A 21941-nucleotide genomic window follows, 5' to 3' on the forward strand; every position below is an offset into this window, starting at 1 on the left:
AACTAAAGACCGCCGAGGAAAACATGACGCCTACCGAGCACAAAAACTGGACGAAATCAAGCTGGCAAAAGTTTACAGCGCTGCAGCAGCCAACCTGGCCGGACCAGGAGGCTGTTGACAAAGTTCTTACCAATTTAGCCCTGCTGCCCCCTCTGGTCTTTGCCGGTGAGATTCGTTCCCTCAAGCAGCTTCTGGCCAAGGCAGTAACCGGAGACGCTTTTCTGCTCCAGGGTGGTGACTGCTCGGAAAACTTTGCTCAGGTTACCGCCCCAAACATCCGCGAAACCTTGAAAGTTCTGCTGCAGATGGCGGTAGTGCTCACCTACGCCGGGGGTAAGCCGGTGATTAAGGTTGGCAGGATTGCCGGCCAGTTTGCCAAGCCGCGTTCCTCCGATACCGAAATTATCGACGGGGTGGAACTGCCCTCCTACCGGGGCGATATGGTCAATTCTGCCGAGTTCACCCCGGAGTCCCGTAACCCGAACCCCAAGTTCATGCTGAAGGGGTATAACATGGCCGCTTCAACCCTCAACCTTCTGCGCGCCTTTACCCGGGGCGGTTTTGGCTCTCTGCAGAGGGTGCAGGCATGGAACCAGGAATTCGTCGCACATTCACCTATGGGTCGCTCTTATGATCGCTTAGCTAAACAGATCAGCCATGCCATCAGATTCATGGAAACCATCGGTATTTCCTCAGAAGCCCCGCAGATTCACCAAACCGAGCTTTTCACCTCCCATGAAGCCCTGCTCCTGCAATATGAAGAAGCAATGACCCGCATGGATTCCATCACCGGTGACTGGTACGATTGTTCGGCACATATGCTGTGGATCGGCGAGCGAACCCGACAGGTCGATGGTGCCCATATCGAATTCCTGCGCGGGGTGCATAATCCGATCGGCCTGAAGCTCGGTCCGACCTATGACATCGATAATGTGAAACGCATTATCGATGTCATCAATCCTGACAACGAACCGGGAAGACTGACAATTATTACCCGACTTGGCATGAAAAAAGTTGAAAAAGCCCTGCCGCCGCTGCTGCGGGAGATGAAAAAAGAGGGCTTTAATATTGTCTGGAGCTGTGATCCGATGCATGCCAATACCTACACTGCAAAATCGGGACATAAAACCAGAAATTTCAATGATATCCTGTCCGAGATAACCTGCTTTTTCGAGACCCACTGGTCTGAGGGTACTGTCCCAGGCGGCATCCATCTGGAGATGACCGGCAACAATGTCACAGAGTGTACTGGTGGAGCGCATAACATCGTCGATGAAGAACTTGCCGAAAACTATATGACCAGCTGCGATCCCCGGCTCAATGCCGAACAAAGTCTGGAGGTCGCTTTCCAGATTGCCGATATGATCCGGAGCTGACACCCGGTGTCCCCCACCCTGCATTTCCCCTCATAAAACGGACGACACATTAGTGCAACTGGTTCCCATGCGGCGCATGGGAACCAGTTGACCAGTTGCACGCCCAACTCACCACCTGCTGTTCCCGGTTTGATGATTACATTTCAGTAATCTTTCTTGACGGTCTTTTGTTCACGTTTACAGTAGTCTCCACAGACAGAAAACTGATTCGCCTTATCACTATTGATAATCGGCATGTGGCTGACGGATCTTCCTTAAGCAATCTTTTCGTAAGCGTTCACCAGCACCGAATCTGTTCTGTCATTGGTCGGAAACGTACCACGAGTACAGTTTACTGACCTCTTTCGCGCATCTCCGGCACTGGTAAACGCTTACCGCTCGGAGATTGTACGAGATTTTCAGGTTTTCCGGTGAACGGTTACATCTTTTCAGCGTCTTTAATTAAAGGAGAATGTGCATGAACACAAAAAAATTGACCCTACCGCTTGTCAGGACACTTGCCATCCTGATGGTCTGCATGACACTCATAGCCACCAGGAGTTTCGCCCAGACCAACAGCAGCGATGATATCGCTATTCTTGACAAGTCATCCAAGGCCTTTGTCAACGTGGTGAAACAGGCGAAACCGGCAGTTGTAAATATCAAGGTAGAAAAAACGACAACGAGCAATTCCCAAGAAGGAATGGGGCCTGAAGATATGTTCAACAATCCCCTTTTTGAGCAGTTTTTCGGCCCCCAGTTCCGGCGTTACCAGCAACAGCCTCACGAATACAAGCAACAGGGGCAGGGCTCCGGGTTTATCATCAGTAAAGATGGTTTTATTTTGACCAACAACCATGTGGTCGATGGCGCCGACAGCATCAAAGTAACCCTTTCCGATAACCGGGATTTCGACGCCAAGGTTATCGGCACCGACCCCCAGACCGATGTTGCGCTGATCAAGATCTCTGATCCGGAAAACCTGCCGGTTTTACCCCTCGGAGATTCATCGCAGCTCGAAGCCGGTGAGTGGGTCATTGCCATCGGCAACCCCTTTGGCCTGAGCCAGACGGTGACCGTCGGCGTGGTCAGTGCGACCGGCAGGTCCAGCATTGGCATCAGCGACTATGAGAACTTCATTCAGACAGATGCGGCCATCAATCCAGGCAATAGCGGCGGACCGTTAATCAATGGCCGGGGAGAGGTGGTCGGCATTAATACCGCTCTGTTCTCAAAAACCGGGGGCTATATGGGAATCGGCTTCGCCATCCCGATAAATATGGTTAAAGCCGTTGAAGGACAGCTGCAGAAACAGGGGAAGGTCACCCGCGGCTGGCTTGGCGTAGCTATCCAGAATGTGACAAAAGAGCTGGCAGAATCGTTTGGCCTCAAACAGAGCGGCGGAATTCTGATCAGTGAGGTTCAAAATAATTCTCCGGCCAGTGCTGCCGGACTGCAGCAGGGAGATGTCATCCTCCGTCTGGACGGGGTTGAACTCAAGGATGTTGCCGATCTGCGCAATCGGGTGGCCATGCTCCAGCCCCAGAGCAAGGCAATGCTTGACATCATGCGCGACGGGAGAGAAAAGAAGATCCAGGTCTCTATCGGCGAACAGCCATCCGATTTCAGCAAAGGAGGAATTGGCGCCAATAACGTTGGTTCCCTTGACCAGTATGGTCTCACGCTGCAGGAACTGACCCCTGAGCTGGCCAGGAAATTCGACTATGGTATTCACAGCGGCCTGATTATCAGCGATGTTGCGGCAGGCAGTGCGGCAGCAGCAGCAGGACTTAAACCAGGTCAACTTGTCGAAGAAGTCAACCGGCAACGAGTCAGCACCATGAAAGATCTCGGGGCTGTCTTGAAAAAATCGAAAGGAGACAACAAAGTTCTCCTGCGGGTCCGCGCCGGTGATTACTCAACCTATGTGGTGCTGTCGAGCAAATAGCACACAACCCTAAGAGCCGTTTCCTCCGTCGGAGTCCATCTCTTCAGACGGAGGAAACGGCCATATCTGAGGGATGCTGGAGGTTTTCGGCGATCTCCCGCTGCCGCGCCCTGGCAATCCGTTCGAATATCTCAATTATCACCGGAAGTTTTTTGAAGTCCTCGGTAGATATTCTTCGCAATACCACATCCGTCTTGGCAGTAACCGTGGCAGTACGTTTCTGCGCCTTGCCAAAATAGGCCATCTCCCCGAAGATAGCTCCAGCAGTCATGGTGGCGAGCAGCTCTCCCTCGCCATTAAAAGCGAGCGCTGTTCCGCTGTCCAGATAATAGATACCATCGGGAACACTGTCTATTTTGATTATCGTGGCGCCTTTTTTACACCACTCCAGTTTGAAATATCGTTCCCATTCGGTATCCACAACCAGCGCGTGATAAAAAGCGGGGTTCATGGCCCGGAGCAATTCTTTTGACAGATGAAACAACCGCTCCCCGAGAGAATCCCGCTTTTTTTCCATCAGCTTCATGCCTTGCTGATCAAAATCGTCGGCCGGAAAAGGTGTTTCACGGATGTATTCGAGAATTCGCTCAGTGCCGGCATCTTCTCTGCCGGTCAATTCCCTGAAATACTTCTGGGTCAGCAGAAGCTCCTCTCTGACCCGTGGAAAATCAGGTTCAATCCCAAGCATTAAATTGCCGCTGAAGAACTCCATGGCATCATTTTTCATCCGGATAAATTTCAACAAGCCTGCTTCATCCACATGGACCGGGCAGTTTTGAATGCCGGGCTTATAAAGGGTGAAAACATTCATTGGATGCTGAACACTGGTCAGGCTGATCTTGGCGATGGTGACCAGATACTTCTCAAAACCCTTCTGATGTCTGGCAACTTCCCGATCCATCAGTAAATCTGTGCCAAAATGGCCGCACAGTTCCTCAAGACGATTGGCAACGGCAAAACTTGCCCCGAATTTAGCCATTCTGGTACCCAGCTGCGCCTCGGTTATCGGCCCAAGCAAGATGCCCATCCGGGTCGGGGCTAAACTGCCGTCGGCAATGGCCTCGGCCATCCTGAGTGCCGTGGCCAGAGCCCGGCTGCAGATCCCGGCGCGGTCTTCGCCCGGTCGCTTGTCAAAAATAACCAGGCAGCCGTCCCCGGCAGAAGGCTCGATTTCAAAGGGAATACATTCTTCCCGATGAATTATATGGTGTATCCTGCCATGGTAATCGATCAGAAAATCGCGAATTTCCTCCGGGGTCATCCCTGAAGATACTTGTGAATACCCGACCATATCGGTCATCAGAATAACGACTTCCCGTTCCGGGCTGTTCCTGGTCACCTTTTCCGTCACCTTACACAATACCTTGATAAATTTTGCCGCTCATTGGTACGGAGCAACGAGTTACCTTCCTCAATTTATCCAGCCGATAAAGAAAATCGCGACAAGGACGACGACAAAAAACAAGGCAACTTTTACATTCACGGAGTTATCTTCCTGATGGTCATGGTGGCTGTGTTGATGCGAATCAGTCATGGTGCGGCTCCTTTAAAAGGTTACTTTTCGTGGGGTAATTACTGTGATATTATCAGCTTGTTTAGCCAAATACAACATCCATAAGCTCCTGGAGACTGGACACCCCAATTAATTCGATCGCCGGCTTCCAGGTTATTCGTTCCTTATTGCTCCTGGGGAGCACAAAACGATTAAAACCCAACCGTTGCGCCTCGCGAATCCGCACGTCCACATGGCCTATGGCACGAACTTCGCCGGCCAGACCAACTTCCCCGCAGACCACCGTGGTCGAGGGTATCGGTTTTTCCAACAGGCTGGAGGCCAGGGCACAGATAACACCCAGATCGAGAGCCGGTTCATCTATACGCATCCCCCCGGCGATATTGAGAAATATATCGTGGCCGTACATATCCAGGCCAGCTTTTTTTTCCAACACCGCACAGAGCAGGGATAATCGTTGCTGATCGGCACCAATCGCCGTACGCCTGGCCGTTCCAAGGTTGGTGGGACTGACCAGGGCCTGCACTTCGACCAGAATCGGCCTCGTCCCTTCAACGCTTGGCAGCACGACGGAGCCGGGTTCATTTATGGGCCGCTCGGCCAGCAGAATCTCCGAGGGGTTGCTCACCTGCACCAGCCCTTCTTCCTTCATTTCGAATACCCCGATTTCGTTGGTGGACCCAAACCGGTTCTTCACCGTCCGCAGGATACGAAAAGCATGGCTCCGATCCCCTTCAAAATAGAGCACCGTATCGACCATATGTTCGAGCACTTTCGGCCCGGCTATTGCCCCGTCCTTGGTGACATGGCCGACCAGGACTACCGGAATGTTTTCCTTTTTGGCCATACCGAGCAATCGGTATGCCGACTCGCGCACCTGGGTAACGGAACCAGGCGAAGAGGCAACATCGGTACAGGTCAGGGTCTGAATGGAATCAACGGCCAGCAGGCTGGGTCGCATGGCACAGGTCATGGCGATGATGTGCTCGACCACGCTCTCGGTGGCCAGGAATTCATCCGGATGGATGGCGCCGAGACGCCTGGCCCGCATTTTTATCTGCCGGGCAGATTCCTCACCCGACACATACAGAACCTTCCGGCCATCTTCGGCAATCGAGGCAAGTAGATGGAGCAGAAGGGTCGACTTACCAATCCCCGGCTCGCCGCCGATCAAAACAACCGAGCCCGGCACAATTCCCCCGCCCAGAACCCGGTCCAGCTCTTCCATGCGGGTGCTGATTCTATCTTCGTCTCCCTCGGGAGCGAGGTAGAGCGGTTGCGGTTGCGAAACAGTGGTTCCGCCAGGGGTCTGAACGTGAAGGATTTCTTCAACGAGACTTTCCCACTCACCACAATCCGGGCAGCGCCCCAGCCATTTACCGCTCTGATGGCCGCACTCGCGACAGACGAAAACCGGTCGAGGCGGTTTTTTACTTTTTACATTCATAACGCGAAAAATTGAAATTTGGTAAATAGGTATAATTCCATATGGATAAGGAGATACGCAGCCTTTAAATAGGTCAGAAACTCCGGCTTCGAAAAACTTCAACTTTTCTGACAACGAAGCACGGGGAGAGTTTTTACAACGCCATCGGACTTTACAGCCAGTAAAAAGGAGCTATACTTTTAGGCGGTCGGCAGACACTTGGGCGACATGACATGTTGTCGCACAGAAATGTTTTTGCCTTTTCCCCTTGCTTGCGGCTCAATACCGGCTGCAGTTTCAACCCTACTCGTTATACCAGCTTATATCATGCAAAAGCAACTCCATGTTCCAGAAGCCCCCACTCCTGAATGGATCCCCTTATCTCATTCCCTCTCGCTCATATTCCGCCGGAAAAGGCTGTTTGGCTGGAGCTTTCTTCTTTTTCTGCTAACCATCACGCTCACCTGGGTCGGCTATCTGGTGACCGTCGACTTCATCGATCAGCTCACCGGAAACTTTACCGCAACCGCTCCGGCAACCGGGAGCATCCTGGGCTGGATCAAATATAGCGGGTGGCTGGTGAGCAGCTGGTTGTTTCTCATCGTCTCCAGAATAGTCGCCTTCTACCTCGCTTTTCTTTTCGCTTACACCCTGTCAACTCCCGGCTATGCGTTTCTCAGCGCTGCGGCTGAAAAAATGTATGCCGGCATCCATTTCGACGCCGAAGCGAATTTTTCCATTACCGGCTTTTTCCGAGACCTCTTTGAGGGACTGAAAATTGCCTCGTTCGGAATAGTAGTGACCATTGCGGCACTCTTTGTTAATTTTATCCCCGGGATAGGCCAGGCGCTCGTTTTTCTCTTTTACACCTACTATTCAGCTTTGCTGTTTGTCGATTATCCCGCCTCGCGACGCCGCTGGTCCCTTGGCCAAAAACTGCGCTGGCTGCGCACGCATAGCAGTCCCGCCTTTCGGCTGGGGGTTCTCCCCGCCCTTATCAGCATGATTCCTTTCGTCAATATTTTTGCCATCGCACTGCTGTTTCCGTTACTGACCGTCCACACCACCTTGAATTTTTCGGCTATCGAACTTGCCGGAAAACCTTCCACCACTTCTTAACTTGGAGCTGTCCATGGGGAAAGAAATTGAGAAAAAATTCCTGATTACAGGCGACGACTGGCGCCATCTTGGCACAGGCAGGCTCTATTGCCAGGGGTACCTGAACTCGGAAAAAGGCAGAACCGTCCGGGTACGAATTATCGATGACCGCGGTATTCTGACCATCAAAGGGCCCAATGTCGGAGCGACACGGCTCGAGTATGAATACGATATTCCGGTCGAGGATGCCAGGGAGATGCTCCATGAACTCTGCCAGAAACCGCTTATCGAAAAAACCAGATACGAAATTCCTTTTGCTGGATTTACCTGGGAAGTCGATGAATTTAAAGGAGAAAATGAAGGCCTTCTCTTTGCTGAAATTGAACTTGAATACGAAGGGCAACACTTTGACAAACCTTCCTGGATAGGCAGGGAAGTCACCGACGACAGCAGATATTACAATGCCAATCTGGTCACGAACCCGTTTTCAAATTGGTCCGCTGAGTGAGCGGAAGGTGCCAGAAAATACATAAACAATGCAGTCGATGCCAAAATAGTATACAATGTCGCTCACTTTATACTATCTATCCTGCATTAAAGCTGGTTGTGGACAAGGCAAGCGCAGACCATGAGAACCGGTCTGTTATCATAAAAATAAGAGGAGATCAAAAAGATGAGAAAAACAAAAAATCTGATTGCTGCTTTCTGTGGGGCGACCTTGTTGCTGGCATCGATGCACGCCGGTGCCGCACCGAAAACTCTGGTGTTCTGTTCCGAGGGAAGCCCGGAGGGTTTTAACCCCGCTTTCTATACCGCAGGAACCACTTTCGATGCCTCTTCCCGGCAGATCTTCGACAAGCTCTCGATGTTCAAGAGAGGCACCACTGAGATCGAACCAGGTCTTGCGACAAAATGGGATATTTCAGCCGACGGCAAGGAATACACCTTTCATCTCCGCAAAGGCGTAAAATTTCATACAACCAAAAACTTTACCCCCACCCGCGACTTTAACGCCGATGACGTCGTTTTCACGTTCATGCGTCAGTTCGATAAAAACCATCCCTACCATAAAGTCGGCAACGCTTCCTATGAATATTTCAACAGCATGTCCATGCCGGAATTGTTGAAAGACATTGTCAAGGTCGACGACTATACCGTCAAGTTCATCCTCAATCGTCCTGAAGCCCCGTTTATCGCCAATCTCGCCATGGATTTTGCATCGATTTTCTCGGCAGAATACGCCGACAAAATGATGAAAGCCGGCACCCCGGACGTGATCGACTTTGAACCGGTCGGCACCGGTCCTTTCCAGCTGGTTGCGTATCAAAAAGACGCGGTTATCCGGTATAAGGCCAATCCAGACTACTGGGCTGGCAAGGCCCCCATCGATAATCTGGTTTTTGCCATCACTCCCGATGCGTCGGTTCGCTATCAGAAACTGAAAGCTAATGAGTGCCAGGTAATGCCCTATCCCAATCCGGCTGACCTGGATGCAATGAAAAAGGATGCCGATATCAACCTGTTGGAAAAAGAAGGTCTGAATGTCGGCTATCTCGCCTATAACGCCAAGATGGCCCCCTTTGATAACCCCAAGGTCCGGAAGGCGCTGAATATGGCCATCAACAAACCGGCCATCCTCAACGCAGTCTTTCAGGGCGCCGGTAAAGTAGCAAAAAATCCGATCCCGCCAACCATCTGGTCCTATAACGATGCTGTTGTTGACGATCCCTATGATCCTGCCGCCTCGAAAAAAATTCTTGCCGCAGAAGGTGTTAAAAACCTGAAAATGAAAATATGGGCAATGCCGGTGCAGCGACCCTACAATCCCAATGCCCGTCGTATGGCGGAGATGCTTCAGGCTGATTTTGCCAAGGTTGGCGTAGAAGTAGAAATCGTTTCCTACGAATGGGCCGAATACCTTAAACGTTCAAAGGACGAAAAGCGTGATGGCGCCGTTCTCCTTGGCTGGACCGGCGACAATGGTGACCCGGACAACTTCCTGGCCGTACTGCTCGGCTGCGATGGTGTGGGCGGAGCAAACCGTGCGCAATGGTGTTATAAACCGTTCGAAGAGCTGATCCAGAAGGCCAAAATTGTCGCAGACATTGGCGAACGCACCAAGCTGTATAAACAAGCTCAGGTACTCTTCAAAGAACAGGCCCCATGGGCAACCATTGCTCATTCCGTGGTATTCCAGCCGGTGAGAAAGGAAGTTGTCGATTTCCGCATCGATCCTTTCGGCGGCAATGTTTTCTATGGTGTTGATATCAAATAGACGGTCCCCGCAGGCTGGGCAGCCTAAGCTGCCCAGCCTTTTCCATGCCGAAATTTCTACAGGGAACTGATACATGTTTCTTTATTTCATAAGAAAACTGGGTGTTATTCTCCCAACTTTCTTTGGCGTTACCCTGGTGGCTTTTGTCTTTATCCGCACCCTCCCCGGCGACCCTGTGCTGCTCATGGCTGGTGAGCGGGGGATGAGCGATGAACGACATGCCGCCCTGATGGCTGAGTTCGGCTTCGATAAACCAATCATCGTCCAGTACGGTTTATATCTCAAACAACTGGCCCATGGTGATTTTGGCCATTCCATCACCACCAGAAAACCGGTGCTCGAGGAATTCCTGACCCTGTTTCCGGCGACGGCCGAGCTCTCGCTCTGTGCCATGATCATCGCGGTCTTCTTTGGCTTGCCGGCCGGGATGATTGCCGCCACCCGCAGGGGTTCCGTCTTTGACCACACGGTGATGACCGGAGCCCTGACCGGATATTCCATGCCCATCTTCTGGTGGGGGCTGCTGCTGATCATCTTTTTCTCAGGCATTCTTGGCTGGACCCCTGTCTCCGGACGTATTTCCCTGCTCTATTATTTCGAACCGGTTACCGGTTTTATGCTGATCGACAGCCTGCTTTCCGGACAGGAGGGAGCGTTTAGTTCAGCGGTCTCCCATCTCATTCTCCCGGCCATTGTCCTTGGCACCATTCCACTGGCGGTTATTGCCCGACAGACCCGTTCCGCCATGCTTGAGGTGCTGAGTGAAGATTACGTGCGCACTGCCCGGGCCAAAGGCCTCGGCCCGCAACGGGTCATTGGCCTGCATGCCCTGCGCAATGCGATGATTCCGGTTATAACCGTCATCGGGTTGCAGATCGGCGTGCTCTTTGCCGGGGCGATCCTGACCGAAACCATCTTTTCCTGGCCGGGTATCGGCAAATGGATGGTCGATTCAATTTTCAGACGCGACTATTCCTCGGTGCAGGGCGGCCTGCTGCTTATCGCGGCGATAGTCATGTTCGTCAATCTGGCGGTTGACCTGCTTTACGGCCTGATCAACCCGCAAATACGTCATACGGATTAAACATGAGCGAAACAACCATGCAGGAAGTCGTTGAACGAATTGAACCAGTCGATGACCGGCCGACCGGGTTCAGAGCGGTTCTTGCTGAATTCTGGTCCTATTTCAGTGAAAATCACGGTGCCGTCCTCGGGCTGTTTTTTTTCATCGGCGTAATCCTCGTCGCCATCTTTGCCAATCATATTGCCCCCCATCTTCCTAACCAGCAGTTTCGCGACGCGCTGCTGCAGCCACCCTTCTGGGAAGCCGGCGGCGATACGCGGTTTTTACTGGGCACCGATGCCATTGGCCGGGATATGCTGTCGCGGCTGATCTACGGCTCGCGCTATTCGCTTTTTATTGGCTGCATCGTCGTCTCAATTTCCCTGGTAGTCGGGGTGATACTTGGCCTTATCGCAGGTTTTTTCCGCGGCTGGGTGGATACCTTCATCATGCGCATCATGGATGTGGTTCTGGCCTTCCCCAGCCTGCTCCTCGCCCTGGTCCTGGTGGCCATTCTCGGACCCAGCCTGATCAACGCCATGATTGCCATCGCCATCGTCCAGCAGCCGCATTATGTCCGCCTGACACGGGCGGCCGTCATGACGGAGATGACCAAGGACTATGTAACCGCGGCGCGAGTCATCGGCGTACGCTCGCTGCGGCTGATGTTTATTACCGTCCTGCCCAATTGCATGGCACCGCTGATCGTTCAGGCAGCTCTCAGCTTTTCCACCGCCATCCTGGATGCTGCGGCCCTCGGATTTCTTGGCCTGGGCGCCCAGCCGCCGACCCCGGAATGGGGGACCATGCTGGCGGAAGCCCGTGAATTTATCCTCCGCGCCTGGTGGGTCGTCACTTTCCCCGGTGTTGCCATCCTGGTCACCGTTCTGGCCATTAACCTGATGGGCGACGGTCTGCGCGATGCCCTCGATCCGAAACTCAAACGATCGTAATTCACCATGCCATTACTTGAAATAAAAAACCTCAGCGTAACCTTCAAAACGGCCGGTGGCGAGTTCACCGCTGTTGACAGGGTCTCCCTGAATATTGCACCCGGCGAGATAGTCTCCATCGTCGGGGAATCCGGTTCGGGAAAATCCGTATCCATGCTGGCGCTGATGGGTCTTTTACCCTGGACTGCGACGATAACAGCCGACACCCTCCGCTTTAACGGTCAGGACCTGAAAACCATCAGCAAAAAACAGCTCCGACAGATTATCGGCTCGCAAATGGCCATGATATTTCAGGAGCCGATGACCAGCCTCAATCCCTGTTTTACCATCGGGTTTCAACTGACGGAAGCTCTGAAAATCCATCTTGGCATGAACCGGGCGGAGAGGAAGAAACGGGCCATTGAACTGCTCGATCTGGTCGGTATCCCCGAACCCCAGAAAAGACTCGCGGCCTTTCCGCATCAGCTCTCAGGCGGAATGAACCAGCGGGTGATGATCGCCATGTCCATCTCCTGCAATCCCCTTCTGCTGATCGCCGATGAACCTACCACGGCGCTTGATGTCACCATTCAGGCCCAGATTCTGGACCTGCTGCTCAAACTGCAGAAGGAACAAAACATGTCCCTGGTGCTGATCACCCACGATATGGGCGTCGTCGCGGAGACTGCCGAACGGGTCGCAGTGCAGTATGCCGGGCAACAGGTGGAAAAACAGCTGATCAAAGGATTATTCTCCGATCCCCACCACCCCTATACCCAGGCCCTGCTCAATTCCCTGCCGGAGCGATCAACTTCGAGAATCCTGCCGTCGATCGCCGGTGTTGTTCCCGGTCAATTCGACAAGCCCGTCGGCTGCCTCTTTTCCCCCCGCTGCCAATATGCCACGGAGCTTTGCCGCAGCACACCGCCCGTGGAGGCGTCGCCTGCCTTCGGTCGTGCCCTCTGTCACTATCCGCTTGCCGGGGGCCTCCCAACCAACTATCCCGAGGAGGTAAGCGCATGAAAGGTGAAGTTGTTCTGGAAGCCGAAAATTTGACCCGACACTATAAGGTTGACCGGGGCAGCTTTCAAAAACCGGCAATTTTAAAGGCTCTTGATGGCGCCTCCTTTAAGCTGGTCAAAGGAAAAACCCTCGCCGTTGTCGGTGAATCCGGCTGCGGCAAATCAACACTGGCACGACTGGTAACGATGATTGAAAAGCCGACCTCCGGCGAACTCAATATCACCGGAATAAACATTGTTACCGCCGACAAATATGTACTCGACAGGCTGCACAAAAAGGTGCAGATCGTTTTCCAGGATCCCTATGGATCGCTCAACCCGCGCCAGAAAATAGGCCATGCCCTGGAGGAACCGCTGCTGGTCAACACCTCAATGAGCGGCAGGGAGAGACGGGAGGCGGCGCTGGATATCATCAGGCTTGTCGGCCTGCGACCGGAATACTACGATCGTTATCCGCACATGTTCTCCGGAGGACAGCGGCAGCGAATCGCCGTGGCCAGGGCACTGATGCTCAATCCTGAGATTGTCGTGCTCGATGAGCCCGTTTCCGCGCTCGATGTGTCAATCCAGGCCCAGATTCTCAATCTCATCGCGACGCTGCAGGAGCAGTTCGATCTGGCCTATATGTTTATCAGTCATGACCTGTCGGTTGTCAAACACATTGCCGATGAAGTTATGGTCATGTACTTAGGTAAACCCATTGAGTCCGGCAGCAGGGACACCCTGTTCAGCAAACCGCATCATCCCTACACAAGAGCGCTGCTTTCCGCAACTCCGGTGGCTGATCCATTTCGGACCAAAGAACGAATAGTGCTCAAGGGAGAATTGCCTTCGCCGATTGCGCCGCCTTCCGGATGTACCTTCCATCCACGCTGCCCGTCGATGACTGAAATATGCCGCGGCAAACCGCCCGAGCTGACCGAAATTGACGGGTGTATGGTTGCTTGTTATCATCCTAAAACCTACCCTGACGGAGGAACCGATGAAATATCTGCCCGTTAACAATACCGATACAATTCCCGCCCTGGGTCTCGGCACCTGGAAATCAGACACCGGAGAAGTCGCCAGGGCGGTTTCCACGGCCCTTGACATCGGCTATCGTCACATCGATTGTGCATCCATCTATCAGAACCAGAAAGAGATCGGCACAGCCCTCGGTGAAGCCATCACTGCCAAACGGGTGAAGCGAGAGGAATTGTGGATAACCTCTAAGCTGTGGAACAACGCTCACGCACGAAAACATGTGCAGCCGGCACTGGAGCGAACACTTCTCGATCTGCAACTCGACTATCTGGATCTTTTTCTTATCCACTGGCCGATCAATTTCCAACCCAATATTGTTTTCCCCAAACGCCCGGAAGAATTCCTTCCCCCGGAGGCCATTCCGATAATCGAGACCTGGCAGGCAATGGAAAAAATGGTAAAAAAAGGCTTATGCCGGTTTATCGGCGTCTGCAATTTTAATCTTCCCCGGTTGATTGAGCTCAAACGGCAGGCAGCTATTCAGCCGGTAATGAACCAGATAGAACTGCATCCCTATCTGCAGCAGCGAAAAATGGTCGAATATTGCAAAAATAACGGTCTGCTGCTCACGGCCTACTCGCCGCTTGGCTCTGGAGATCGGCCTGCGGCCCTGAAAAAAGACAACGAACCTTCGCTGCTTACCCAGCCAATTATTGTCGACATCGCGGAAAGAAATAATATGACGCCGGGGCAAGTGCTGCTGGTCTGGGGACTTTCCCGGGGCACCGTGGTCATTCCCAAGTCGACGCATCCGGAAAGACTGCAGGAAAATTTTCTGGCCGCCGACCTTGAGCTCGGGGCGACCGACCTGCTGGCAATAGATGGGCTTGAACAGGGCTACCGTTTTGTCGACGGCTCATTTTTCCAGTCTCCCGGCTCACCGTACACCGTCACCGGACTCTGGAAAGAGGAGTAAGGCAAGGCATTTGTAAAACGGGCCTGAGGGCAGAGCAATCTTCATCTGCGTTGCGTCCGCAGGAAGCACCCTTGGGCTCCCATAGTCGGTTTTACCAGTTTATTAACGCATTACTCTATGTCTTCTCGTTTGGTTGTACTCTTCAACAACAGGAGTGTCAGTCATGCTAGCAGAAGGTATCAATCCCAACGCAACAGCCCTTCCCGCCACAAGCCCCGCCCAGGATCATCGGCTGCGGATGGTTAATCGCACCATGCAGCTCTATCGCAATGAACCCCATGGCCTGATTGAAACCTTGCACACCGTTCAGGAATCGTTCGGCTATCTGGAAGAGCCCATCCTGAGATACGTTGCTGCTGCACTGCAAGTACCGCTGAGCAGGGTTTACGCGGTGGCCACCTTTTATCATTCTTTTACCTTAAGGCCGCCGGGGGAGCACACCTGTGTCATATGCCGGGGAACCGCCTGTTATATCGGCGGTTCGGGCCAGATATTGGACAGAATCAAAGAAAAAGTCGGTATTGCCACGGGGGAAACGACAGCGGACGGCAAGGTCTCTCTGCTTGAGGCACGCTGTCTCGGATCATGCGGACTTGCCCCGGCAGGCGTCTTTGACGGCGAGGTTACCGGCAAATTGAGTCCGGAAAAAGTCCTTGAAAAAATAGGGAGATGGCAGCACCATGACCCTGAACATTGAAGATCTGCAGCAGATAGCCAGGATTGAAAAGTCGAAGAAGGACGGCTTCCAGCACCGCATCAATGTCTGCCTTGCGGCGGGATGTTTATCATGCGGTAGCGGGCTTATCAAGGAGGCCCTGGAAAAAGAAGTGACCCGGCGCGGTCTTGACAGCTGGTGCAAAATCACCGGGGTTGGCTGCCTGGGACTCTGCGCCGAGGGGCCTCTTCTGTCTCTGCCGACGAGCGGCAGCTATTATCAGGGGGTGCAGGTCTCCGATGTCCCGGAAATCCTCGATTCTCTCAACGGCAGTCCGGTAGCACGGCTGGTCTGTCCCGCCGAGACCCCTTTTTTTCAGCGCCAGGTACGCATTGTCACGGAAAATTGCGGACGGATCGATCCGGAGCGGATTGAAGAATACATTGCCGAAGACGGCTATGCCGGGCTTTATCAGGCCCTTACCCAGATGACCCCACAGGAGATCATCGACCAGGTGTCCGGCAGCGGTTTACGGGGCAGGGGCGGGGCAGGGTATCCTACCGGCCTGAAATGGATGAGCATGGCCAAGGCGATGGGGTCGACAAAGTTTATCATCTGCAATGGCGATGAGGGCGATCCCGGGGCCTTTATGGATCGCAGCGTACTGGAAAGCGACCCGCATCGGGTAATTGAGGGAATGGTTATCGCGGGATATGCCACCGGGGCAAACCAGGGCTTCATCTATGTCCGGGCGGAGTATCCGCTCGCCGTCAAACGGCTTCGACTGGCCTTATCCCAGGCAGAACGCATGGGCATGATCGGCAACAATATCTTCAACACCTCCTTTCATTTCAATCTGCAGGTTCGTCTGGGCGCCGGGGCCTTTGTCTGCGGGGAAGAGACCGCTCTTATCGCCTCAATTGAAGGACGGATGGGCCGGCCCCGGCCAAGGCCACCGTTCCCGGTGGAATTCGGCTTATGGGATCACCCTACCATGATTAATAATGTCGAAACCCTGGCCAATATTGCCCCCATCATCCGCAGGGGCAGCCAGTGGTTTGCCGGCATCGGGACAGAAAAGAGCAAAGGAACCAAGGTCTTTGCCCTGGCTGGCAAAGTCGTCAATACCGGCCTTATCGAAATCCCCATGGGCACATCGTTACGTGATATCGTCTTTGCTATCGGCGGCGGCATCCCCCAGGGCGGACGATTCAAAGCAGTACAGACCGGCGGCCCCTCGGGCGGCTGTATTCCTGAGCAGTTTCTCGATATGCCGGTGGATTACGATTCTCTTGCCCAGGTCGGGTCGATCATGGGATCCGGCGGCATGATCGTCATGGATGCATCTTCCTGCATGGTCGATGTGGCCAGGTTTTTCATGGAATTCTGCATGTCCGAATCCTGCGGAAAATGCGTGCCCTGCCGGGTGGGAACGCGGCAGATCTATGATATTCTCGGCAAGATAACGGCGAGTCGAGCCACAATGGCTGAGTTTACGATGCTGGAAGATCTGTGCGATCTCATCAAAAATACCAGCCTCTGCGGACTGGGCCAGAGCGCTCCCAATCCGGTGTTGACCACTCTTAAATATTTCCGGGATGAATACCTGGCCCATATCCATGACCGGCAATGCCTGGCTGGAGCGTGCAAGAAAGCAGAGGAGGTACTATGAAACAGCATCCGCCCAAAAAAGTGCGGTCCGATCTCAATCCTTCCCGGCTGCTGACTTTTAAGATTGACGACCGGGATGTCACCGCCCATGAGGACGAAACAATTCTGAGCGTTGCCCGGCAGAACAATATCATCATCCCGACCCTCTGCCATCTGGACGGCTTGTCGGAAAGGGGGGCGTGCAGATTGTGTATCGTTGAAGTCAGGGGAAGCACCAAACTGCTGCCCGCCTGCGTCACCTTTCCCAGGCAGGATATGGAGATTATCACCAACTCCAAACGGGTGATCAACTATCGAAAAAAAATCCTCGAGCTCTTATTCACCGAGCGGAACCATGTCTGCTCGGTGTGCGTCGCCAACGGTCATTGCGAACTCCAGAATCTGGCCGTGGAACTGGGGGTCGACCATGTCCGGTACCCGTATCTGTATCCCCGGCATGATGTCGATGCCTCGCACAGCCGCTTTTGCATCGACCATAACCGGTGTGTGCTGTGCCTGCGTTGTGTTCGCGTCTGCGACGAGATAGAAGGGGCGCATACCTGGGATATCATGGGTCGCGGCATGACCTCAAAGGTCATAACCGACCTCAATCAGCCCTGGGGAACATCGGAAACCTGCACCGGATGCGGTAAATGTGTGCAGGTCTGCCCGACCGGGGCCTTGACCGAGAAAGGCAAGTCGGTGGCGGAGATGAGCAAACGCCGCCAATTCTTGCCATACCTGCAGATGATGCGAGGGAGGCAGGGCGGATCATGGCAAAAATAAGTCTCGCGACAATCTGGCTTGACGGCTGCTCCGGCTGTCATATGTCCTTTCTCGATATGGACGAACGGTTCCTTGACCTCGCCGGCCAGGTGGACATCCTCTTCAGCCCGCTGGTCGACAACAAAGTATTCCCCGACCACGTCGATGTCACCCTGGTGGAAGGGGCGGTCAGCAACGACAGCGATAAAAAGAACATCGCGATTATCCGGCAGCAGAGCACCATTGTCGTTGCTTTCGGCGACTGCGCCATTACCGCCAACGTGCCGGGCATGCGCAACAGGTATCCGGTTGAAGCGGTGTTACAGCGGGCCTATATTGAAAATGCGGCGCCACCGCAGCAACGCAGCAATGGCCAGCCCAGCAAAGAAGGCATCTCTTTTCATACAGTGCCTCAACTTGCCAGGATGGCCCGACCAATTCACGAATGCATCCCGGTCGATTTCTTTTTGCCCGGCTGTCCGCCGCCACCCCGGGCAATTCTCTATCTCCTTACCGAAATCCTGGCCGGGCGCACTCCGCAGATGCACGGCTGGACGAGGTTCGGCGCATGACCATGGCCGGCACAGATTTACAGATCTTTGTTTGAGGTGCAGTGATGGCGAAGACGATTACCATAGAACCAATCTCCCGAATCGAAGGACATGGCATGATCACCATCGTCGTCGAAGATGACGGCAGCATCGGCGATGCCAGGTTTCATGTAACCCAGTTCAGAGGTTTTGAAAAATTATGTGAGGGCAGACCCTATTATGAGATGGTGTCGATCACCGAGAGAATCTGCGGTATCTGCCCGGTCAGTCATGCTCTTGCCTCCAGCAAGGCCTGTGACAGCATCCTTGGCGTGCATCCACCGGAAACCGCGGTCATGCTCCGCCGTTTGCTCAATTGCGGCGAATTTATCCAGTCCCATGCGCTCAGTTTCTTCTATCTTTCCTCCCCTGATTTACTGCTGGGCATGGATACAGATCCTGAAAAACGCAACATCGTCGGGGTGATCGAGGCCTATCCCGAACTTGCCAGGAGTGGCATTCGCCTGCGTAAAATAGGTCAACAGGTCATCGAACTGCTCAGCGGCAAGCGCATCCATGCCGCCTGGGTGGTACCCGGAGGAGTCAATGCACCGTTTACTGCCGAACATCGCGATACCATACGGCAGATGATTCCGGAAGCCCTGGAGATCACTACCCACACCTTGACCATGTTCAAGAAATCTCTGGAGAATTTTCGCGAGGAGATCCAAACCTTTGCCAATTTCCCGACCCTGTTCATGGGCATGGTGGACAAAGACGGCAACCTGGAACATGTCGACGGCAGACTACGGATCATCGATGCCAAAGGCAATATCATCGCCGACACTGTCGATCCGGCAGACTACCAGCAAATCATCGCCGAAGAGGTGGAACAGTGGTCCTATCTGAAATTCCCCTACTATAAACCCATGGGCTACCCGGCAGGGATATACCGGGTGGGACCGGCCGCCCGGCTGAATGTCTGCAACGGCTGCGGTACGCCTCTGGCGGACGAGGAGTGGGCCGAATTCAGAGCTCTGGAACGCGGGCCGGTGATGAGCTCGTTTTTCAATCATTATGCCCGGTTGATCGAGATACTTTTCTGTATCGAAACCATGCAAAAGCTCCTTGATGATCCTGCTCTTCTCAGTCCCCGGATACGGGCCTATGCCCAGCCAAATTTTCTGGAAGGTATCGGCTGCGTCGAGGCGCCAAGAGGGACTCTTCTGCACCACTACCAGGTGGATGAAAATGGCCTGATGACCTGGGCCAACCTTATTGTCGCCACGGGCCATAACAACCTGGCGATGAACCGGGGAGTGCTGCAGGTGGCGAAACGGTTTATCACCGGCACTGAGGTCTCGGAAGGGGCGTTGAATCGGCTGGAAGCGGTTATCCGGGCCTTTGACCCCTGTCTGAGCTGCTCAACCCATGCGCTTGGCGGGATGCCGTTTACCATTTCCTTTAGAAAACGGGACGGCACGCTTCTCCAAACATTATAGCCAGGGACACCACAGCATCATTTGTCACTTCTGCTCGATCGTCGCCAGCAGCTGACGAATGTCTTCGAAAGAAAAAGGTTTATGCAAAAATCCGCTCGCCCCCGCTTCGAGGACATCCCTGCAGGTTGTTTCAGTAGCGTGACCTGAAACCAGGAAGACAGGCAGTGTCGGCCATTTTTCCCGGCACTGTCGCAGAAAGCCCATCCCGTCAAGCCTGGGCATACGCATATCAACAAAAGCGGCATCGTAGTGCTTTGCCTCCAGCATCTGTATGCCGGTGAACCCTTCCTCGGCCTCATCAACATTGTGTCCCAGAAAGCGTAAAAATTCTCTCAAGGTAAAACGAACAATTTCCTCATCGTCGACCAGTAGCAACGATAATGATTCAGGTAGGCTCACTGCACGTCTCCTCTAGGTGTTGATAGGCAGGGAAGGAAACGGTAAAGCTCGAGCCTTCCCCCGGAATAGATGTACACACGATAGTCCCGCTAAACCCTTCGACAATCGACTTGCTGATGGACAGGCCCAGCCCCGTCCCTTTGTCCGGGTCTTTTGTAGTAAAAAACGGGTCAAAAATATGCTCCTGTACATCTTGGGCAATGCCAAGGCCGTTATCCCTTACCTCCACCCATATGGTTTCTCCCGCATCTCGTCTCCTGCCGGTACTGACTTCCACCGTCGGCACAAAATCCGCATCATGGTCGACGCAGCTCTGCAGTGCGTCACGGGCATTGTTGAGGAGGTTTAACAGTACTTCTTCAACGGAATAGGGGTTAACCTTAACAATCAGCGTTTCTGCGGAGCATTTGGCGGCAAGTATCAGGCCATGGGATTTAAATTGTGCGGTCAACAGGCCGATGGCGGACTGGACAACCTCATTGAGATTGACGAGTGAAGTATCGACACTGCCGGCCTCTCTGGCAAAAAGACGAACATGGTTGATAATGTGGACCATGCGATCGGACTGCTCGACAATACGGGCGATATTTCTATGCAGTTCCTCCTGCGAAATTCCTATATTGTTATCTATTTTCACCAGCACTAATTCGGCCAGACCACGCACCCCAACCAGAGGTTGATTCAATTCATGAGCAATACCGGCCGCCATTTCACCAAGCGAACGCAAACGGTCAGAGCGTATGCGCATGGACTGCTGTTTTTCCAGCTGAATTTCCGCTTCATGGCGTTTCTTGATTGCGTCTTTGAGTTGTTGATTACGCGATGCCAGCAGCAGCTTTTGCTGTTCTGAATCCTGGTATTGTTGCTGCAGGATGAGATTCTGGCTATTAAACCGAATCAGTAAACCGATACCGAGAAGAATGATAATTGCCAGAGCCCCAGTCCCCAACAGCAGATGCCACGACAACGGAGAACTCAGATAGGCGGTGCTCCTCACCCACGCCAGCAAGCAGATCGGCATGTTATGGATAGGAAGACGGCTCAGCAGCACGCCTTCTCTGGTTGAATCATCGACTGGCAGAATCAGCTGCGAAAACTCACCGGAAGGTATCCGGGCAATAACTTCAGGGGGAACCCCCTGCGGGCTGGGATATTTCCCGTTGTGCAGGGGCGGGAACACCTGCCCGGAATTTGTCGCCAGATAAAATCCTTTATTGTCCTGGTCTGTTGCATTATCGATGAAATTGCGAAAGAGCATGTCCGGATCGATCCAGGCTATCAATTCTCCCACAACACGGTTTTTATATATGCAGGGAGACCTGACGACAATCTGCAAGGTTTTTCCCACGGCGACAATGGAGACAGCAGGCTCCTCGGCTGGCTGCGATACCGGGTACAGCCCACGCGGGATAAAGGGCGGCTGTTGCGCCGGGGTACTGTCCACGAGAGGATCTCCATTTTCATCTATCAGGAGGAATCGCTGATAAATGGTACTTTCCTGGACCAGCTTGCTGTTGATGTTACTGGTAAAGAGCTTGCCTATAACATACAGATTAATTTTAAGTCCGTACTGCTCCGACATGCCCAGCGCGACGTTTTGAAAATAGCCCTGTATCTCCTTTGAAGCGACCATTGAGCGCAGATCGAACTTCCTTTCCGAGAAAAAATACCCGAGAGAGGCCGCGCGTTTTTCTCCGTCAAGCCGGAACTGCTGCAGGGCAGAGTCCTGAAGAGCGGCCTGGCTTCTATAGTTCGAGGCCGTAAGCACACCTATGAACACCATCAGGAGGATGCATGCAGCCATTACCGCCAGTGGTTGTTTACGGGCAATGAGCGTCCGTATTGTCGTCAGAGAATGCATTATGTATC

The 21941-nt window shown here is 53.3% G+C and carries 20 protein-coding genes; 15 read left to right on the forward strand and 5 right to left on the reverse strand.

What is annotated here, in order from left to right:
* Positions 1–23: 23 nt before the first annotated feature.
* Together FCL47_RS19120 and FCL47_RS19125 are read left to right on the forward strand one after the other, a co-directional pair.
* The gene (locus FCL47_RS19120) at positions 24–1376 is read left to right on the forward strand and encodes a class II 3-deoxy-7-phosphoheptulonate synthase (protein WP_136815277.1); all 1353 of its coding nucleotides are present in this window, start codon (positions 24–26) and stop codon (positions 1374–1376) included.
* 457 nt (positions 1377–1833) lie between these two features.
* The gene (locus FCL47_RS19125; protein WP_136815279.1) at positions 1834–3303 is read left to right on the forward strand and encodes a DegQ family serine endoprotease; all 1470 of its coding nucleotides are present in this window, start codon (positions 1834–1836) and stop codon (positions 3301–3303) included.
* A gap of 43 nt (positions 3304–3346) precedes the next feature.
* On the opposite strand, the gene FCL47_RS19130 is transcribed toward FCL47_RS19125, so the two are convergent.
* From FCL47_RS19130 to radA, 3 genes are all read right to left on the reverse strand, one after another.
* Complete coding sequence (locus FCL47_RS19130; protein ID WP_136815281.1) at positions 3347–4642, reverse strand: cyclic nucleotide-binding domain-containing protein; 1296 nt, start codon at positions 4640–4642, stop codon at positions 3347–3349.
* 72 nt (positions 4643–4714) lie between these two features.
* Entirely contained in the window at positions 4715–4837 is a 123-nt protein-coding gene (locus FCL47_RS25375; RefSeq protein ID WP_255580778.1) for a hypothetical protein, read from the reverse strand.
* Positions 4838–4898: 61 nt separating this feature from the next.
* On the reverse strand, positions 4899–6263 hold the full coding sequence (gene radA, locus FCL47_RS19135) for a DNA repair protein RadA (protein ID WP_136815282.1): 1365 nt from the start codon (positions 6261–6263) through the stop codon (positions 4899–4901).
* A gap of 306 nt (positions 6264–6569) precedes the next feature.
* On the opposite strand from radA, the gene FCL47_RS19140 reads away from it, so the two are divergent.
* The 13 genes from FCL47_RS19140 to FCL47_RS19200 all read left to right on the forward strand — a co-directional run bounded on the left by FCL47_RS19140 (position 6570) and on the right by FCL47_RS19200 (position 19673).
* Positions 6570–7361 (forward strand): EI24 domain-containing protein, encoded by a 792-nt coding sequence (locus FCL47_RS19140; protein ID WP_136815284.1) that lies wholly within the window; start codon positions 6570–6572, stop codon positions 7359–7361.
* A 13-nt stretch (positions 7362–7374) separates the two neighbouring features.
* The gene (locus tag FCL47_RS19145; protein ID WP_136815286.1) at positions 7375–7848 is read left to right on the forward strand and encodes a CYTH domain-containing protein; all 474 of its coding nucleotides are present in this window, start codon (positions 7375–7377) and stop codon (positions 7846–7848) included.
* 165 nt (positions 7849–8013) lie between these two features.
* Positions 8014–9615, forward strand: a complete 1602-nt coding sequence (locus tag FCL47_RS19150; protein WP_136815287.1) for an ABC transporter substrate-binding protein — start codon at positions 8014–8016, stop codon at positions 9613–9615.
* A 73-nt stretch (positions 9616–9688) separates the two neighbouring features.
* The gene (locus tag FCL47_RS19155; protein WP_136815289.1) at positions 9689–10699 is read left to right on the forward strand and encodes an ABC transporter permease subunit; all 1011 of its coding nucleotides are present in this window, start codon (positions 9689–9691) and stop codon (positions 10697–10699) included.
* Positions 10700–10716: 17 nt separating this feature from the next.
* A complete protein-coding gene (locus FCL47_RS19160) occupies positions 10717–11631 on the forward strand; it encodes an ABC transporter permease subunit (RefSeq protein WP_205747374.1) in 915 nt (304 codons plus the stop codon).
* Positions 11632–11637: 6 nt separating this feature from the next.
* Entirely contained in the window at positions 11638–12633 is a 996-nt protein-coding gene (locus tag FCL47_RS19165; RefSeq protein WP_136815293.1) for an ABC transporter ATP-binding protein, read from the forward strand.
* Positions 12630–13634, forward strand: a complete 1005-nt coding sequence (locus tag FCL47_RS19170) for a dipeptide ABC transporter ATP-binding protein (protein ID WP_136815295.1) — start codon at positions 12630–12632, stop codon at positions 13632–13634. The genes FCL47_RS19165 and FCL47_RS19170 overlap by 4 nt, the downstream gene beginning before the upstream one ends.
* Complete coding sequence (locus FCL47_RS19175; protein ID WP_136815297.1) at positions 13615–14571, forward strand: aldo/keto reductase; 957 nt, start codon at positions 13615–13617, stop codon at positions 14569–14571. The genes FCL47_RS19170 and FCL47_RS19175 overlap by 20 nt, the downstream gene beginning before the upstream one ends.
* A gap of 163 nt (positions 14572–14734) precedes the next feature.
* The gene (hoxE, locus tag FCL47_RS19180) at positions 14735–15268 is read left to right on the forward strand and encodes a bidirectional hydrogenase complex protein HoxE (protein WP_136815298.1); all 534 of its coding nucleotides are present in this window, start codon (positions 14735–14737) and stop codon (positions 15266–15268) included.
* On the forward strand, positions 15252–16898 hold the full coding sequence (locus tag FCL47_RS19185) for a NuoF family protein (RefSeq protein ID WP_240744306.1): 1647 nt from the start codon (positions 15252–15254) through the stop codon (positions 16896–16898). The genes hoxE and FCL47_RS19185 overlap by 17 nt, the downstream gene beginning before the upstream one ends.
* Positions 16895–17662 (forward strand): bidirectional hydrogenase complex protein HoxU, encoded by a 768-nt coding sequence (hoxU, locus tag FCL47_RS19190; protein WP_136815300.1) that lies wholly within the window; start codon positions 16895–16897, stop codon positions 17660–17662. Before FCL47_RS19185 ends, hoxU begins: the two co-directional genes overlap by 4 nt.
* Entirely contained in the window at positions 17650–18213 is a 564-nt protein-coding gene (locus tag FCL47_RS19195; protein WP_136815302.1) for an NADP oxidoreductase, read from the forward strand. The genes hoxU and FCL47_RS19195 overlap by 13 nt, the downstream gene beginning before the upstream one ends.
* A gap of 44 nt (positions 18214–18257) precedes the next feature.
* Positions 18258–19673, forward strand: coding sequence for a Ni/Fe hydrogenase subunit alpha (locus FCL47_RS19200; protein ID WP_136815304.1), 1416 nt, complete (start codon positions 18258–18260; stop codon positions 19671–19673).
* Positions 19674–19697: 24 nt separating this feature from the next.
* Here FCL47_RS19200 and FCL47_RS19205 read toward each other — a convergent pair whose 3' ends face one another.
* Positions 19698–20072, reverse strand: a complete 375-nt coding sequence (locus FCL47_RS19205) for a response regulator (RefSeq protein WP_136815306.1) — start codon at positions 20070–20072, stop codon at positions 19698–19700.
* Positions 20059–21933: a sensor histidine kinase gene (locus tag FCL47_RS19210; RefSeq protein ID WP_136815308.1), complete on the reverse strand. Its 1875-nt coding sequence runs from the start codon at positions 21931–21933 to the stop codon at positions 20059–20061. Before FCL47_RS19210 ends, FCL47_RS19205 begins: the two co-directional genes overlap by 14 nt.
* Between the last annotated feature and the right edge of the window lie 8 nt (positions 21934–21941).

It is taken from the genome of Desulfopila sp. IMCC35006 (assembly GCF_005116645.1).
In the GTDB taxonomy this organism is placed as follows: domain Bacteria; phylum Desulfobacterota; class Desulfobulbia; order Desulfobulbales; family Desulfocapsaceae; genus Desulforhopalus_A.

What these genes read in the sequence shown, in the direction of transcription:
- FCL47_RS19120 (WP_136815277.1), top strand. Translation starts at nt 24, where the DNA reads ATGACGCCTACCGAGCACAAAAACTGGACGAAATCAAGCTGGCAAAAG.
- FCL47_RS19125 (WP_136815279.1), top strand. Translation starts at nt 1,834, where the DNA reads ATGAACACAAAAAAATTGACCCTACCGCTTGTCAGGACACTTGCCATC.
- FCL47_RS25375 (WP_255580778.1), bottom strand. Translation starts at nt 4,837, where the DNA reads ATGACTGATTCGCATCAACACAGCCACCATGACCATCAGGAAGATAAC.
- radA (WP_136815282.1), bottom strand. Translation starts at nt 6,263, where the DNA reads ATGAATGTAAAAAGTAAAAAACCGCCTCGACCGGTTTTCGTCTGTCGC.
- FCL47_RS19140 (WP_136815284.1), top strand. Translation starts at nt 6,570, where the DNA reads ATGCAAAAGCAACTCCATGTTCCAGAAGCCCCCACTCCTGAATGGATC.
- FCL47_RS19145 (WP_136815286.1), top strand. Translation starts at nt 7,375, where the DNA reads ATGGGGAAAGAAATTGAGAAAAAATTCCTGATTACAGGCGACGACTGG.
- FCL47_RS19150 (WP_136815287.1), top strand. Translation starts at nt 8,014, where the DNA reads ATGAGAAAAACAAAAAATCTGATTGCTGCTTTCTGTGGGGCGACCTTG.
- FCL47_RS19155 (WP_136815289.1), top strand. Translation starts at nt 9,689, where the DNA reads ATGTTTCTTTATTTCATAAGAAAACTGGGTGTTATTCTCCCAACTTTC.
- FCL47_RS19160 (WP_205747374.1), top strand. Translation starts at nt 10,717, where the DNA reads ATGCAGGAAGTCGTTGAACGAATTGAACCAGTCGATGACCGGCCGACC.
- FCL47_RS19165 (WP_136815293.1), top strand. Translation starts at nt 11,638, where the DNA reads ATGCCATTACTTGAAATAAAAAACCTCAGCGTAACCTTCAAAACGGCC.
- FCL47_RS19170 (WP_136815295.1), top strand. Translation starts at nt 12,630, where the DNA reads ATGAAAGGTGAAGTTGTTCTGGAAGCCGAAAATTTGACCCGACACTAT.
- FCL47_RS19175 (WP_136815297.1), top strand. Translation starts at nt 13,615, where the DNA reads ATGAAATATCTGCCCGTTAACAATACCGATACAATTCCCGCCCTGGGT.
- hoxE (WP_136815298.1), top strand. Translation starts at nt 14,735, where the DNA reads ATGCTAGCAGAAGGTATCAATCCCAACGCAACAGCCCTTCCCGCCACA.
- FCL47_RS19185 (WP_240744306.1), top strand. Translation starts at nt 15,252, where the DNA reads ATGACCCTGAACATTGAAGATCTGCAGCAGATAGCCAGGATTGAAAAG.
- hoxU (WP_136815300.1), top strand. Translation starts at nt 16,895, where the DNA reads ATGAAACAGCATCCGCCCAAAAAAGTGCGGTCCGATCTCAATCCTTCC.
- FCL47_RS19195 (WP_136815302.1), top strand. Translation starts at nt 17,650, where the DNA reads ATGGCAAAAATAAGTCTCGCGACAATCTGGCTTGACGGCTGCTCCGGC.
- FCL47_RS19200 (WP_136815304.1), top strand. Translation starts at nt 18,258, where the DNA reads ATGGCGAAGACGATTACCATAGAACCAATCTCCCGAATCGAAGGACAT.
- FCL47_RS19210 (WP_136815308.1), bottom strand. Translation starts at nt 21,933, where the DNA reads ATGCATTCTCTGACGACAATACGGACGCTCATTGCCCGTAAACAACCA.